Source organism: Tautonia plasticadhaerens (genome assembly GCF_007752535.1).
Lineage (GTDB): Bacteria > Planctomycetota > Planctomycetia > Isosphaerales > Isosphaeraceae > Tautonia > Tautonia plasticadhaerens.
The window spans coordinates 169,028-183,741 of the sequence record NZ_CP036426.1 but is presented as its reverse complement, the minus strand read 5'-3'; the positions used below and the strand labels follow the sequence as shown (position 1 = coordinate 183,741).

Genomic DNA, 14,714 nt, shown 5'->3' with positions numbered 1-14,714 from the left:
AGGATCCGCCCGGCCCGCTCCCGATCACCCGAGACGCCGGCCCCGGCACGCTTGACGGCCGGTCCGGGCCCGTGGCAGGCTGTCCCGATCAGGTCGGCCGGCCCCGCGTCCGGGACGCCCGCCGACGCACCCGAGCGACCGACCGGGAGGAGCACCCGACTCATGGAAGCCGGCAACGGCCCCGCCGCCCCGTTCAACGACCTGGCCGCCCTGGCCGCCCTGGCCGACGCCTCCCGGAGGATGAGGGCCGAGATCGCCCGGGTCATCATCGGCCAGGAGGAGGTGGTCGAGCAGCTGCTCATCGGCCTCTTCGCCCGGGGCCACGTGCTGCTGGTCGGCGTGCCGGGGCTGGCCAAGACCCTCCTGGTCGGCACGGTGGCGAAGATCCTCCACCTGAGCTTCCGGCGCATCCAGTTCACGCCCGACATGATGCCCTCGGACATCACCGGGACCGACATCCTCCAGGACGACCCCGACACCGGCCGTCGCCGCTTCGTCTTCATCCGAGGGCCGCTCTTCTCCCACGTCGTGCTCGCCGACGAGGTCAATCGCACCCCCCCCAAGACCCAGGCCGCCCTGCTCGAAGCGATGCAGGAGCGCCACGTCTCGGCCGGCGGCCAGACCTACGACCTGCCCGACCCGTTCTTCGTCCTGGCGACCCAGAACCCGATCGAGCAGGAGGGGACCTACCCCCTGCCCGAGGCCCAGCTCGACCGCTTCATGCTCGAGGTCCGGGTCCCCTACCCGACGCCCGACGACGAGCTGGAGATCCTCCGGCGCACCACCGGGGAGGCCGTCCCCGAGCCCGAGGCGTTCCTGGAGGCGGCCCAGATCCTCGAATTGCAGCGCCTGGTCCGCCGGGTGCCGGTGCCCGAGCACGTCTTCCGGTTCGCCCGGGACCTCGTCCGGGCCAGCCGGCCCGACCAGCCGGAGGCGACCGAGTTCGTCCGCAAGAGCGTCTCCTGGGGGGCCGGCCCCCGGGCGGGCCAGGCCCTGATCCTCGGCGCCAAGGCGAGGGCGGTCCTGCTCGGCCGATTCGCCGCCAGCCCGGACGACGTCCGGGCCGTCGCCCGCCCGGTGCTCCGCCACCGGATCGTCACCACCTTCCACGCCGAGGCCGAGGGGATCGACGCCGACCGCGTCATCGACCGCCTCCTCCGGGACGTCCCCGAGCCCCTGCAGCAGGCCGCCGGTCGCCTCGCCGGCCCGGCCTGAGCCGATCCGGATCGATCAGGCCCCGCCGCCGTTCAACCGGCCCCGCAATTCCTCCAGTTCCCGGCGGAGCCGATCGGCCTCGGCCTGTGCCTCGGCGAGTTCCCGGGTCGCCTCGGCGGCCAGCGCTCGGCCGGGGAGCAGCCGACGGCCCGTCTCCGGGTCGATCAGGTGCAGCCGCTCTCCCTCCCGCTCCAGGAGCAGGCTGAGCACGACGCTGGGGAGCCGGCCGTCGACCGGCTCGATCGGCACATAGGCCCCGTCGACGAGCCGATGCCCCTGCAACGGCGGCTTCAGGTAGTCCTCGGTGGGGTCGATCTGGAAGTATTCGGGCACTCGGAGGACGTCCTGATAGAGCGTCCGTTTCTTCGTCTGGTCCTCGCGTCGGGTCATCTTGGAGGTGACCTCGATCACCACGTCGGGGCCCTTGCCTTCGGACCAGAGCAGGTAATTCAGCCTCGGCCGCTTGGCCACGCCGAAGACCACGAACACGTCCGGGGCCACGTGACGGCGCCCGTTCCCCTCCTCAGAGTACAGCAGCAGGTCGCCGGAGACGTAGGCCCGGGGATCGTCCTCGTATCGGGCCTGGAGGATCTCGATCAGGACGAACATGAGTTGGCGATGCAGGTCGGTCTCGGCCATCGGCTTGCCGTCGGAGGTGGGGTATCGGCGATTCTCGGCGTCGAGATCGCGCCCGGTCCTGGCGTGGGGTGAGGTGGCCATCGGGGGCAGCTCCCGGCCCGAGGGGCCGTTGCGATCGGTTCGCTTGCAGGGCATCGAGGAAGCCCCTACGATCGGGATCGAATCCGATCCTACCACGGACGCCCCCGGTCGCGGACCCCGATGCCCTCCACCCCCCCTCCGCCGCCCGACCCCGACCTCGACCCCTCCGCCCTCGACCGCTTCGGCCGCCTGGAGCTGCTGGCCAGGCTGGTCGTCGAGGGCGTGATGAGCGGCCTGCACCGCAGCCCCTTCAAGGGCTTCTCCGTCGAGTTCGCCGAGCACCGCCCGTATGGCCCCGGCGACGAGATCCGGCACATCGACTGGCGGGCCTTCGGCAAGACCGACCGCTACTACGTCCGGGAATACGAGGAGGAGACGAACCTCAAGGCCTACCTCGTCCTCGACACCTCCGGCAGCATGGCCTTCGCCGGGCGGACGGCCTCGAAGCTGGAGCACGCCCGGCGGCTCGCCGCGTCGCTCGCCTACCTGATGATCCGCCAGCGGGACGCCGTCGGCATGGCCACCTTCGACGGCGAGGTCCGGTCCATGCTCCCGGCCCGCTCGGCGCCGGGGCACCTGTCCGTGCTCTGCCGGGCGATGGAGCGGGCCCGGGCCGGCGGCGAGGCCCCCTTGCACCGCGTCCTGCACGCGATGGCCGAGCGGATCCGCCGCCGGGGGCTGATCGTCGTCCTCTCCGACGGTTTCGACGACCTCGACGCCCTCACCCGGTCCCTCCGCCACCTCCGCCACCGCCACCACGAGGTCCTCTTCCTCCACGTCCTCGCCCCCGAGGAGCGGACCTTCGACTTCCGGGGGCCCGCCCGCTTCCTCGACCTCGAAGCCGCCGGCCGCACGCTCCGGGTCGACCCCGACGCCCTCCGGGCAGCTTACCTGGAGCGGTTCGACGCCCACCGCCTGCAACTCCGGGAGCGCCTGCTGGGCATGGCCGCCGACTACCACCTCGCCCCCACCGACGCCCCCACCGACCGCATCCTGCTCGACTACCTCGCCCGACGCACCGGTCGGGCCCGGTCCTAGCCCCCGGGCCGGCCCCGCCGGCCTGGAACGCGGCGCCCCGGCGGTGTTATGGTGGAAGGAAGATCACGACGGGGTGGGCCGGCGCCGGCCCACCCCCGCAACGGAGCATCGCATCGCAACTCGGGCGAAGCACCCAGGGAGAGGGCGACCATGCGGCTGAGGACCATCGGCTTCCTCATCGGGGTCGGGGGCGTGTTCGCGTCGACCGGGGCCCCGGCACTCGCCGACGCGCTCGAAGACGCCCGGCGGGACTGGCAGACCGGCCGATACGCCACGGCCCTCGAACAGCTCCAATCCATCGAGCCCGCCGACCCGGCCGAGGCCGCCCGGGTCGCCGTCGCCACCGCGGAATGCCTCCGCAGCATGGGCCGGGTCGAGGAAGCCGTCCAGACGCTGGAGGAGGCGAGCGGGGCAGGGGACGCCGACCCCGACGCCGAGGTCCTCGGCCTGCTCGCCGACCTCCGGTTCTCCCGGGGCGAGTGGGGGCAGGCCGAGCAGCTCGCCTCCCAGGCCCTCGAAGTCGACGACCTCTGCCGACGCGCCCGATGGGTCGTCGCCCTGCTGCACGAGGCCCGGGGCGAGAAGGCCGAGGCCGTCGAGGCCTACCGCTGGTTCATCGGCGACTTCAACGCCCGGGACAAGGAGGCCCGCCGGGACCCCGACGCCCTCTGCCTCATCGGCCAGGCCGCCCAGCGCTACTACCGCGCCACCGCCCGGGGCGAGGAGCTGGCGCAATCGCTCAACGACGTGATCAACGAGTTGTATGAAGGCGCCATCCGCGTCGACCCCCGGTGCTGGCAGGCCGCCTGGCTCCAGGGCGAGCTCTTCTTCGACGGCTACCAGGAGGGCAACGCCAGGAGGGAGCTCAACCGGGCCCTGCTGATCAACCCCTCCGCCGCCGAGGTCCTCGTCACCCTCGGCCGGATCGACCTGGAGAACTACGCCCTCAACGACGGCCGGGAGAAGGCCGAGACCGCCCTGGAGGTCAACCCGGCGTACACCCCCGCCCTCGTCCTGCTCGCCGACCTGAACATCTCCGACGAACGCTTCGAGGACGCCCTCGACGCGGCGACGAAGGCCGTCGAGCAGGGCCCCCGGGACCCCGACGCCCTCTCCCGGCTCGCCGCCGCCCGGACCCTGCTCGTCCAGCCCCTCGGCGCCGCCTCCGCCGAGGCGGCCGCCCTCCGGGACAACCCCCGCCCCTCCTCCTTCTACGAGTCCCTCGGCGACCGCCTCGCCGACCGCCGCAAGTACCACCCCGCCGAGCGGGCCTTCCTCCAGGCCATCGCCGCCGACCCCGAGGCCGCCGGCCCCAAGGTCGGCCTGGGGATGCTCTACATGCAGATCGGCCGCGAGCCCGAGGCCCGCGCCCTCTTCGACCAGGCCTTTGCCGCCGACCCCTTCAACGTCCGCGCCGACAACATGATGAAGGTCCTCGACCACATGGCGACGTATGAAGCCATCGAGACCGACCACTACATCGTGCTCGTCGACCCGACCCAGGACCGGCTCCTCGGCCGCTACATGGCCGACTACCTGGAATCCGTCCATCCCGAGCTGGTCGAGCGCTTCGGCTACGAGCCGCCGGGCAAGACCTCGATCCAGATCATGAAGGACCACGAGAAGTTCAGCGGCCGGACCACGGCCCTGCCGTTCATCCCCACCGTCGGCGCCTGCACCGGCAAGGTCGTCGCCCTGGCCAGCCCGGCCGCCACCCGGAAGGCGTTCAACTGGGCCCGGGTGCTCACGCACGAGGTCGCCCACGTCATCACGTTGCAGCAGACGAATTTCAACATCCCCCACTGGTACACCGAGGCCCTCGCCGTCGAGAGCGAGGGGGGCCCCCGGCCCCAGCCCTGGAACAACCTGCTGGTCGAGCGCGTCCCCGAGCGCCGCCTGCTGGACCTGGAGACGATCAACCTCGGCTTCATCCGCCCCAAGGAGCCCGACGAACGGCAGCTCGCCTACTGCCAGGCGCAGCTCTACGCCCAGTACATGGTCAAGGAATTCGGCGAGGACTCCCTCGCCCGGCTGCTCGACGCCTACCGCCGGGGCCTGACCACGAAGGACGCCGTCGAGCAGACCTTCGACCTCCCCGTCGAGGAGTTCGAGGAGGGCTACCTCGGCTTCCTCGACGAGGTCGTCTCCACCATCCGGACCCGGGTCGAGGACGAGGAGCCCGTCTCCTTCTCCCGGCTGCTGCTCGACGCCCGCAAGGCCCCCGACGACGCCGAGCTGAACGCGAAGGTCGCCTACGAGTACTTCGCCCGTCGCGATTACAAGAGCGCCCGCCCCTATGCCGAGCAGGCCCTGGAGGCGGAGCCCCACCAGCCGCTCGCCTCCTACGTCATGGCCCGCGTCATGATGCTCATCGGCGACGAGGCGGCGGCGCTCGACCTGCTCCGGCCCGCGCTGGACGACGAGCGGCCCAACGAGCGCGTCGTCGACCTGCTCGCCGAGCTGACGATGAAGGAAGGGGACCTCGACGAGGCTGCCCGGCTCTACGAGCTGGCCCGCCGGGACGACCCGCTCAACTCCAAGTGGCTCGCCGGCCTGGCCCGGGTCCACCTCCGCCTCGGCGACGAGGCCGCCTTCCTCGAAGACCTCTCCCGGCTGGCCGAGAACGACTCGGACGACCTCTCCGTCCGCAAGGTCCTGGCCGACCGCCACCTCGCCCGCGAGGAGTTCGAGCAGGCCGCCCGATGGGCAGGCGAATGCCTGCACATCGACGTCAACGACCCCGCCCCCCACGTCGCCCTGGGCGACGCCCTGCTCGGCCTCGGCCGCCCCGCCGAGGCCGCCGAGGAATACGCCGTCGCCCTGGAGCTGGAGCCCGAGGACCCCGACGCCATCGAGGCGAAGCGGGAGCAGGCCCTGGCCGCCGCCGGCAACGGATCGGGGGCGGCCGAGGCCGCCCCCGAGGCTGAGGCCGCCCCCGAGGCTGAGGCCGCCCCCGATCCGGATACCGACGCCGAGGCCGCCCCGGCCGGGGCCGGGGCGACCGGGCCCGATCAGAAGTAGATCTGGAATCGGAACCAGAAGAGGTCGTCGGTCAGCTGGAACTGCTCGGTCGGCGTGGTCCGGAACAGGACCGGGCTGCCGAACTCGTTGTGCTGCCACCCGGCGAAGAACTTGACGTACTGGGAGAGGTACCAGTTGACGCCGAGGTCGATCGACTGCACTCGGTCGGTCCAGAGCCTCGGGTCGGCGAAGCCGCCGTCGAAGACGTTGTCGCCGACGTCGAGGTAGTTGTACCGGAAGGCCAGCTCGATCGCCCCGGGCCCCCACTTGCCCCGGCGGACGTCGAAGGGCCGGAGCGGCTTGACCATCCCCCGGCCCGAGACCTCCTCACCGGTCAGGAAGTAGCCCGTCCAGACGTAGAAGCTCTGGGTGACGTTGCGGGTCCGCTGCTGGGGGGTGTCCCGGAAGGCGTAGCTCTCGTAGCCGCTCTGCCACTCGCCGATCAGCGAGAGCTGCCGGTAGTACCAGGCCATGTGCAGCGACCAGAGCGCCTCGTTGCCCGACTCCAGCACGCCGTCCCGGAAGGCCAGGAAGGGGACGCCGATGGCCGCGTCGGCCGTCGTCGGCACGTTAAGCCGGAGGATCGGCGGGATCCGGGGCTGCAGCTCGTGGCCGGCGTCCACCGAGCCGCCGACGTTGAAGTATTGCAGGGCCGGCAGGTCGAGGAAGGCGAACGGCCGGGCGTTGACGTAGGCCAGCACGTTCTTGTCGTCGTCGAAGTCGAGGAAGCCGTTGGGGCTGCCGTTGAAGATGCCCACGGCGTAGTCGAGCCGCTTCTCGAAGAAGTTACCCCAGGCCATCAGGCCGACGTCCCGGTTCAGGGCGAAGTTGTTGAAGAACTGCGACCGCTCGGGGGTGATCAGGCCGTTGATCGGCAGGCTGTAGAACTCGTAGGTGTAGGGGGTCTTGTAGCGGCCGACCTTGAACTGGAGCCGGTCGTCGTAGTGGACGTTCAGGAACGCGTCGAGCAGGTTGAGGTTGTTGAAGCCCTGATTGATGGCGACGTAGTACTCGAACGGCCTGGTGAGCTGGCCGTTGAAGATGAACCACTCCCGGGGCAGGCCGAAGGTGTCCCGGGTGGTCCGCTGGCCGCCCTCCAGGTAGAAGCGGCCGTCGACCTGGGTGAGGTTGTGGAACTGGATGACGAACTCTTCATCCTCGGTGCTGATCTGGAACCCGGGCCCGAACTTCACCTCGGTGGCCAGGTCCGGGGCCCCGGCCGGCATCTGCACGGCGGGGGCCGTGGGGGCCGTCGGGCCCCGTCCCCCGGAGCCGGCGGGCACCAGCGACAGGCCCCGTCCGGCGGAGTCCTCGGGGGACCCGGGGCCGACCAGCGGCCCCGACGAATCCAGCACGTCGGCCGGCGACCTCGCGCCCGACGCGGACGGGACCATCCCCGGCCCGGGGGCGACCGGGGCCGATCCCGCGCCGCCCTGCAGCTCGATCAGCCGCCGTTCGAGCTGCTCCTGCCGTTCCAGGCTCGCCCGGAACATCTCCTGGAGCTCGGCGATCTGGCCCTGCAGCTCGGCGGTCGAGGGCGCCTCGGCCGGGGCCGACGGCAAGGCCGGCGGCAGCCCGGGGGCCGTCGAGGGGACCGGGGGCGTCTGCGCCCGGCACCGGTCGACCGCGATCCCGCAGAGCGTCGCCGCGAGGATCGCCAGGCGGAGTGCGGCCCCGCCTCCGATTCGAGGGGTCATCGATCGTCCTCATCCTTGAGCGCGAGTGTCCGGCCCGGCTCTCGGAGCGACGCCTCACGCCACCCCAGGCCTTACAATCGGCAAACCCGGCCGAATCCTTCGGTCATTCCGTCAGACCGGGCCGATTCCCCGGACCGCTCGGCGTCCCGGCTCGGGACGGGACTCGCGGGGCCGGGGCGGCCGACCGGACGCCGGGCCGGACCGGGTACGGATCGGGGCACGCCCCGGCCTCCGCGAGGTCGGGGGCCGCCCGGCCCGGCGGATGGCGCGGGCCGGACGGCGTGGACGGGGGGATCGGTCGGGACTCGCGGGGCCGGGGCGGCCGACCGGACGCCGGGCCGGACCGGGTACGGATCGGGGCACGCCCCGGCCTCCGCGAGGTCGGGGGCCGGCCGGCGCGGGCCGGTCGGCGGGCGGGTCGATGCCGGATGCCGGATCAGCCGACCGGCAGCATCCGGGTGATCAGCTTGGCGATCTCGATGTAGACCGGGATGCCGATCGTCACGTTGTAGCTGAAAGTCAGGCCCAGCGAGGCGGCCAGCGGGAGCGTCGGGCTCGCCTCCGGGATCGCCAGCCGCTGCACCGCCGGCACGGCGATGTACGAGGCGGCGCCGCAGAGCACGGCGAACAGGGCGTAGGTGCCGATGTCGAACGGCTGCCCCAGGGCCATCGAATAGGCGTGGGCCACCGAGATGCCGATCGTCGCGAAGACGTTCGGCGCGATCAGCCCGAAGGCGATGAACGCCGGCCCGGCGACCTTCAGGTCCTTCAGCTTCCTGGACGCCGTCATGCCCATCTCCAGCAGGAACAGGCAGAGCAGGCCGGGGAACAGGTCGAGGAAGACGCGGTCGTCGGGGTTGGTCACGTCCGGCCCCTGCATGCGGCTGATGAAGCCGATCAGGATGCCGGCGAAAAGCAGGTAGATGCCCGGGTTGAAGAAGACCTCATGCAACAGCTCCTTGCTCAGCAGCGCCGGGGGCTTGCCCGGGGCGGGTCGCCCGGGGGCGTGGCCCCGGGCGAGCCGGTGCTCTTCTTCCTGCTGCTCGTGCTCGTGGTAGCCGCGCTCCAGGGCCATCTTCTCCTCGTCCGCGAGGTCCAGCTGGTGCTGGATCTCGAAGGCGGTGTCGTGCGAGGCCTTGCCGTTGCCGGGGGTGAAGCCGGGCTCGTCGGGGCAGTTGCCGTCGCCGTCCATCCCCCGCTTGCGGAGCGAGGAGACGAGCACCAGCGCGACCAGGCAGCCGGGGATCTCCATCACCGCGAGCATCACCGGCATGTACGGGGCGTAGGCCAGGTGCAGCGAGCCGAGCACGCCGAGGCAGGTGACGAACGTCCCCGCCGAGTCGGAGCCGTAGTAGCCGGCCACCGTCGCCGCGTCGATCCTCCTCAGCTTCGTCGCCGCCCGCAGGATGCCGAAGGCCAGCACGCCGATGAAGAGGTTCGTGACGAAGCCGACCCCCATGAAGCCCGCGGCCGTCCCCAGCGACGAGGCGTCCAGCATCGCCAGCTCCTCGCCGCCATGCCAGCCGATGGCGATGAGCAGGTAGATCGTCAGCCCCTGGTAGATCACGTAGGGGAATTCGAACTTCACGCCCAGCAGCGGGATCAGGAACCCGGCGTAGAAGAACAGCAGCAGCGGCTTGAACAGGTTGTGCCGGAAGTTCTCCCAGAACTCGCCGACCATGCCCGCAGGCGGCTCCTCGACGGTGATCCGGGTCGGGCTCCCCGACGAATGGACGATCGTCACCGGCATCCCCGGCCTGAGGTCCTCCGCCTCGACCTCCCCGCCGGAGAGGCGCCTCAGCAGGGTCTCGGGGGACAGGGGGAAGCTCACCGGGCCGGACTGCCCCGGCTCGTCGATGACGAGGAGCCCCCCCTCGGGGTCGACCGACCGGATCGAGCCGACCACCTCGTTCTCCACCCGGATCGCCGCCGCCACGACGTCGTCGAGGACGACGACGTGGGTCCCCTCCTCCAGGTGTTCCAGGTCGATCCCCTGCTCGCCGTGGACCTCGATCGCCGTCGTCGGCGTGACCTTGACCGCGACCTTCCGGCCCGAGCCGTCCTGGACGACCACGACCGTCTTGGTCTCCCGGTCGACCGACTCGACGGTGCCGATGATGTCGGCCCCGGCCGCCGATGCGCCGCCCAGGACTCCGGCCAAACCGACCAGCATGAGGGCCCCGACCACGCGGCCTGCCCTCCGATTCGCGCAACGCATGCGGATCGCTCCTGTCCCGGACCGGGACCACGACTTGGGATGGATGGAGGACTCGACCGAGACGACGGCGGACGGGCCGTCGGCGGGGCGTGCCCGAGCGGCCCCGATCCCGGCCGGGCGCGGTGGCCCGTCAGCGACGGCGTGCCGGGGGTGGGCCGGCCCCGGATCGGGAGTGGTCGACCCCGACCGACGCCCGGCGTCGGGCCCGCTCGAGGAGGGGAGAGGAGGGGGTGGTCGTCCGCCGCGTCGGGGTCAGGGCCCGATCGGGCGGGGAGGCCGCGTCAGCAGCGGAGGCGGGTCACCGGGCGCCTGGGACGGCCCGGCGGGGAGCTGGTCGGTCGGATCGCGGGGGGGGAGGAGTCGGCCGGATTGCCGGGGGCGGCCGAGGCCGTCGCCAGGCCCTCCCCGTCCTCGCCGCCGGACTCCTCCTGCTCGGTCTCCGACTCGGTCGCCGGGATCGGCTCGAAGGGATGGCCGGCGGGACGGGCATCCCGGGGAGATCGGGCGGGACGCTCCCAGGCGAGTTCGAAATCAAGGCCAGGCGATGAGACCACCGGCTCGACGCCCGGCGGCGAGACCCCGACCTCGCCGACCACGGTCGGCGGGCAGAGCAAGGCCAGCCAGAGCATCGCGAGGGGACCGATCATCGGGTCCTGGGCTGTCCCGAACGGGGAAGGGAGACGATCCAACACGGCCACGCTTCGCAATCCTATGTCAAGGGCGGCGGCGCGGGCAAGGCCGAACCTCGTGGGCTCCTCGAAATCCTCCAGGGGGGTGGCCGCGGTGGTTGCCGCCGCGGGATCGCGCCGGAGTGTCTCATTAGCCGGCGGCCCCTCGCATCCGCCCGGTCCGGATGGACCCGCGCACATCACGTCGGCCCCGCTCGATGGACTCGCCCGCATGAACCCCTTCACCCGCAGCGGGACCCGCCCGAACGCCTCTCGTGGCCGTCGCCCGGCGAGGGTCGGCCTGGAGCCGCTGGAGGGCCGGGCGCTGATGACCTCGCACGCGGCGCCGGTGGCCGCGACCGACCCGGAGGCGATCAAGGCCCTCGCGGCGGAGGCGTATGTCTGGGGGCTCGCGCCCGAGTTCAACCTGAGATTCTCGACCTATAACACGACGATCGCCGCCCCGATCAGCGCGTTCACCTACGGATCGGACCCGGCGGCCTGGAACAACGCCGGCACCAATGCGGGGGACGCCTCGGTCCTCTACATCAACGGGTTCCTCGACTTCACCAGGACCCCCGCGATGGTCCTGACCGTGCCGGCCTCGCGCGACCAGTATTACGTGGTCAACTACCTGGACAACGACCTCAACACGATCGGCAGCATCGGGACGCGGACCACCCCGTCGGACGAGCCGACCTCGTACCTGCTGGTGGGGCCGGACTCGCCGCTCGCCCGGTTCCGGGAGGTGGACTTGGGGGGGTATCGGTACCGGGTGATGGCGTCGGACACGAACCTGAACTGGATGCTGATCCGCGTCGGGATGAACACCCTGGCCGACCCAGCCGCGCCCGATTCCGTGCCGAACACGACGACGAACCTGGTCCAGAAGTTCGCCCTGAACAGCCTGGCGGAGTTCCGGCGGAACGGCCACCAGCCGGTCTCCCCAGACTCGTATTCGACCCCCACCCCCACGCCCGAGCAGGAGGCCGCCGCCGAGCCCTACAAGGACACGCCGACCGAGGCCGTCCGCTTCTTCGAGCAGCTCGGCCGGTCCGTCAGGAAGAGCCCGATCCCCTCGCGGCTCGGGGGGCTCTCGGGGTTGGCCCTGAGGCGACTGCCGCCGTGGTACGTCCCCACAGTACGGCGCGAAGCTCCACTACCTGGCCCCCTCCTCCGGCCAGCGGGGCGTCCTCCGGTCGTTCGCGCCGATCGGCCTGACCGCGAACGGCTTCCGCGTCCCGAGGAGCTGGGGCCCGGCGCAACTGCAAGCCCTGCAGGAGGGGTTCGAGGCGGGCCAGGAGGGGCTGAACCGGTTCATCGCGGGGCGGACGGCGGGCGCGGGCACGAACGACTGGACCATCCTGAACACGATCATCGGCACCTATCCGAATAACGAGATCGGCTACGCGTTTCGGTCGACGATCGTGCTCAACGGCGGGTCGGCGAATGTGCCGGCCGACGCCGTCTACCCGAGCATCTCGACCGATCAGGGGGCATCGTCCCTGGACGGGGACGACACCTACTCGATCACCTTCCCCCCCCCCCGAGACGGCCGGCGGGGCGCTGCCGGCGGTCGGGATCATCCCGCCGCTGGTGGAGGACGACCGGGGCGACCCGCGGGGCTTCTGGTCGATCACGCTCTACCAGCCCGACCCCTCGGAGGTGGCCGCGACGTATCTCAGCCAGGCGAGCGTGCGGAACACGCACTACTCCGAGGCCGACACGGCGATCGTCTCCGTCGACCCCTCGACCGAGACCCTGACCGTGAGGCCCCCCTCGTGGGGTGCCCTGGCGGCCAGCACCCCTGTCCTCTTCGGGGAGGGGGCCACGGCCCTCGGCCTCGAGCCCGGGGAGGTCTATTATGTGGCCGGGGCGCCCGTGGCGACGGTCGACCCGGCCACGGGGGAGACGACCTACGCGATCCAGGTCTCGAACCAGTGGATCCCCGATCTCTCCCCGGCGAATGTCCCGATCCAGAACTCGGGCGGGCCCGGGGCGATCGTCGACCTCCAGGAGGAGGCGAGCCCCGGCCCGGTCGCGTATGGGGTGGTGAAGCCGGTCTCGCAACTCGGGTCCGAGCAGCGCTCGGCCGGCCAGTTGGCCCTGAACGCCGACGGCTCGCTGACGCTCTGGTTCGGCCCGTCGTTGCCTCCGGGCGTGGCCGCCTCGAACTGGATCCCCACCCCCTCGGCCGCCTTCTTCGGCTCGCTCTACCCGGGCCGAACGGTGAGCACGGCCCTCCAGATCATCATGTGGATGTATGACCCGACCCCCGGCGATCAGCCCCCGTCGATCCTGCCCGACGATCGGGGGACGACCAGGCTGCCGGAGAGCTACATCCCGCCGTCGCTGGTGATCGTGGGCTGATCGCGGGCGGCGGCGGCGGAGCCCGAGGCCGGCGGTCACGAGGGCCAGTCGCGTTGCATGGCCCCGGACCGGACGCCTGCCGGGACCGATCCATCGACGGACGCCCCTTCCGATCGCCCGGGGGCCGGCCCCGCCGGCACGACCGGCCGGACCGTCGCAGGCCGAGCGACCGGCCGCCCCGGGGGCGATCGGGCCGGACCGACCGTCGGGGGCGTGCCGATCAAGGAGGGCGTGTCGCCCCCCGGGCCGGCGTCCGGCCGACCCGGGGAGGGGCCGGAGAGCTCGGGCAACCGGCAAGTCGAGGAGGAGACGAGACCATGAGCGACCAGGGACGGAGGGATCGGCCCGCGCGGAGGCGGTTCCGGCCGATCGTCGGCGAGGCCCTGGAGAGCAGGGAGCTGATGTCGACCCTGACCCCCGGGGCGATCTTCCTCCAGCGCCGGGCCATGCTCGCCCGGCAGCTGATGATCGGCCAGCGGGGCTCCGTCGACCGCTTCGTGACCGCCGCCGGCAGCGCCGTGACGGTCACCGACACCGACGGCGAGCGCTACCGGGTCCAGCTCACCGGCGAGGGGGCCGTCACCTCGACCTCCCTGCCCGACGGCCGGATCGGCCTGGTGGTGCGGGGGACCAACACGCTGTCGCAGCTCGACGTGGTGCCGCTGAGCCGGGTCCGGGTGGCGGAGGGGGCCCACACCTTCGGCCCCTACAAGGCGTTCGGCGACGGCATGCTCAACATCGGCCTGCTGGACGTCTACGGGCCCATCAACGGCATCTTCGGCTACAACACCGCCAAGCTCTCCGGCCCGCTGGTGGTCCGCGACGGCACCACGGTCGACCGGATCGCCCTGGCCGACCTGGAGCCGGGGGCGTCGGTCAGCGTCGGCGGCACGCTGAACCAGCTGGAGGTCCTCCGCAGCGCCCACCTCGCCGGGGCGGGCACGGGGATCAACACCGGGCTGGACCTCAACGTCCTCAACGTCGGCGGCTTCCTGACCCTGAACGACGGGGCGGGCATCCGGGTCGGCCGGGACCTGGGGCTGATCGAACAGGCCGCCTCCGGCACCGGCCGGGGGGGCCGGGGGGCGAGGATCGACGGCGGGGTCTTCATCGCCGAGGGCAGCCGCTGGTCGATCGACCGGACCCTGGCCGCGGCGGTGCTGGACCTGGGCGACTTCGTCGGCACCAGCCGGTTCGTCGTCGGCAACGGCATCCCCACGGGGGGCCTGGTGGTCGTCGGCACCTCGATCCCCTGAGCCCCGCCCCCCCGGGCCGCCGGGCACCCCGGCGGCCCGGGGCTGGCAAACCCGGGACGATCGCCTTAAGATTGACCGGCCATGGGCGAATCTCAGGCCGGAGGGATGACGCTGTCCGCCTTGCAGCGGCGGATCGAGGCGCTCTACGGCGCCAAGGACGCCGCCCGGGGGGACGCCGCGACCTTCCTCTGGCTGGCCGCCGAGTTCGGCGAGCTGGCCGAGGCCCTGCGATCGGGCACCGACGAGGAGCTGGCCCTGGAGATGGCCGACGTGCTCGCCTGGCTGGCCACCCTGGCCAACCTCCGGGGCATCGACCTGGGGGCGGCCGTCTCCCGGAAGTACGGCGCCGGCTGCCCCGGTTGCGGATCCGAGCCCTGCCGATGCGACCCGGCCGAGAAGCCCTGAGCGGGCCCGGGTCTTCGGGAGGAGGGGGGCCCCCGGTCCTGGCCCCCGCCCGGCCCCCTCGGCTCCGCCTCCCCGGCCGCCCGGCCCGGGCCCCATCCGAGTGACA

11 protein-coding genes are annotated in these 14,714 nt (G+C 72.2%); 7 read left to right on the top strand and 4 right to left on the bottom strand.

Going from position 1 to position 14,714, the window contains the following annotated elements; all coding sequences use genetic code 11:
- Positions 1-162: 162 nt before the first annotated feature.
- Entirely contained in the window at positions 163-1,215 is a 1,053-nt protein-coding gene (locus ElP_RS00765) for an AAA family ATPase (protein WP_145266343.1), read from the top strand.
- A gap of 15 nt (positions 1,216-1,230) precedes the next feature.
- On the opposite strand, the gene ElP_RS00760 is transcribed toward ElP_RS00765, so the two are convergent.
- Positions 1,231-1,989, bottom strand: coding sequence for a Uma2 family endonuclease (locus ElP_RS00760; protein ID WP_197446615.1), 759 nt, complete (start codon positions 1,987-1,989; stop codon positions 1,231-1,233).
- 66 nt (positions 1,990-2,055) lie between these two features.
- Between ElP_RS00760 and ElP_RS00755 the strand changes: the two genes are divergently transcribed.
- Together ElP_RS00755 and ElP_RS00750 are read left to right on the top strand one after the other, a co-directional pair.
- Positions 2,056-2,973: a DUF58 domain-containing protein gene (locus tag ElP_RS00755; RefSeq protein ID WP_145266341.1), complete on the top strand. Its 918-nt coding sequence runs from the start codon at positions 2,056-2,058 to the stop codon at positions 2,971-2,973.
- A 150-nt stretch (positions 2,974-3,123) separates the two neighbouring features.
- A complete protein-coding gene (locus ElP_RS00750; protein ID WP_145266339.1) occupies positions 3,124-5,994 on the top strand; it encodes a tetratricopeptide repeat protein in 2,871 nt (956 codons plus the stop codon).
- Here ElP_RS00750 and ElP_RS00745 read toward each other — a convergent pair.
- From ElP_RS00745 to ElP_RS00735, 3 genes are all read right to left on the bottom strand, one after another.
- Positions 5,985-7,691, bottom strand: coding sequence for an OprO/OprP family phosphate-selective porin (locus tag ElP_RS00745; protein ID WP_145266337.1), 1,707 nt, complete (start codon positions 7,689-7,691; stop codon positions 5,985-5,987). The two genes, ElP_RS00750 and ElP_RS00745, sit on opposite strands and share 10 nt — an antisense overlap.
- A gap of 436 nt (positions 7,692-8,127) precedes the next feature.
- Positions 8,128-9,372, bottom strand: a complete 1,245-nt coding sequence (locus ElP_RS00740) for a sodium-dependent bicarbonate transport family permease (protein ID WP_145278109.1) — start codon at positions 9,370-9,372, stop codon at positions 8,128-8,130.
- Positions 9,373-10,190: 818 nt separating this feature from the next.
- Entirely contained in the window at positions 10,191-10,556 is a 366-nt protein-coding gene (locus tag ElP_RS00735; protein ID WP_145266335.1) for a hypothetical protein, read from the bottom strand.
- Positions 10,557-10,809: 253 nt separating this feature from the next.
- Between ElP_RS00735 and ElP_RS00730 the strand changes: the two genes are divergently transcribed.
- The 4 genes from ElP_RS00730 (at position 10,810) to ElP_RS00715 (ending at position 14,608) form a co-directional block, all read left to right on the top strand.
- Positions 10,810-11,973 (top strand): DUF1254 domain-containing protein, encoded by a 1,164-nt coding sequence (locus ElP_RS00730; protein ID WP_197446613.1) that lies wholly within the window; start codon positions 10,810-10,812, stop codon positions 11,971-11,973.
- A gap of 200 nt (positions 11,974-12,173) precedes the next feature.
- Positions 12,174-12,947 (top strand): DUF1214 domain-containing protein, encoded by a 774-nt coding sequence (locus ElP_RS00725; RefSeq protein WP_197446612.1) that lies wholly within the window; start codon positions 12,174-12,176, stop codon positions 12,945-12,947.
- Between the two features lie 317 nt (positions 12,948-13,264).
- Positions 13,265-14,203, top strand: coding sequence for a hypothetical protein (locus tag ElP_RS00720; RefSeq protein WP_145266329.1), 939 nt, complete (start codon positions 13,265-13,267; stop codon positions 14,201-14,203).
- Positions 14,204-14,308: 105 nt separating this feature from the next.
- Complete coding sequence (locus ElP_RS00715; protein WP_145266327.1) at positions 14,309-14,608, top strand: MazG nucleotide pyrophosphohydrolase domain-containing protein; 300 nt, start codon at positions 14,309-14,311, stop codon at positions 14,606-14,608.
- Positions 14,609-14,714: the final 106 nt, after the last annotated feature.

Coding starts and splice junctions, on each gene's coding strand:
- ElP_RS00735 (WP_145266335.1), bottom strand. CDS start 10,556: ATGATCGGTCCCCTCGCGATGCTCTGGCTGGCCTTGCTCTGCCCGCCG.
- ElP_RS00765 (WP_145266343.1), top strand. CDS start 163: ATGGAAGCCGGCAACGGCCCCGCCGCCCCGTTCAACGACCTGGCCGCC.
- ElP_RS00715 (WP_145266327.1), top strand. CDS start 14,309: ATGACGCTGTCCGCCTTGCAGCGGCGGATCGAGGCGCTCTACGGCGCC.
- ElP_RS00745 (WP_145266337.1), bottom strand. CDS start 7,691: ATGACCCCTCGAATCGGAGGCGGGGCCGCACTCCGCCTGGCGATCCTC.
- ElP_RS00740 (WP_145278109.1), bottom strand. CDS start 9,372: ATGGTCGGCGAGTTCTGGGAGAACTTCCGGCACAACCTGTTCAAGCCG.
- ElP_RS00760 (WP_197446615.1), bottom strand. CDS start 1,989: ATGCCCTGCAAGCGAACCGATCGCAACGGCCCCTCGGGCCGGGAGCTG.
- ElP_RS00730 (WP_197446613.1), top strand. CDS start 10,810: ATGAACCCCTTCACCCGCAGCGGGACCCGCCCGAACGCCTCTCGTGGC.
- ElP_RS00720 (WP_145266329.1), top strand. CDS start 13,265: ATGAGCGACCAGGGACGGAGGGATCGGCCCGCGCGGAGGCGGTTCCGG.
- ElP_RS00755 (WP_145266341.1), top strand. CDS start 2,056: ATGCCCTCCACCCCCCCTCCGCCGCCCGACCCCGACCTCGACCCCTCC.
- ElP_RS00750 (WP_145266339.1), top strand. CDS start 3,124: ATGCGGCTGAGGACCATCGGCTTCCTCATCGGGGTCGGGGGCGTGTTC.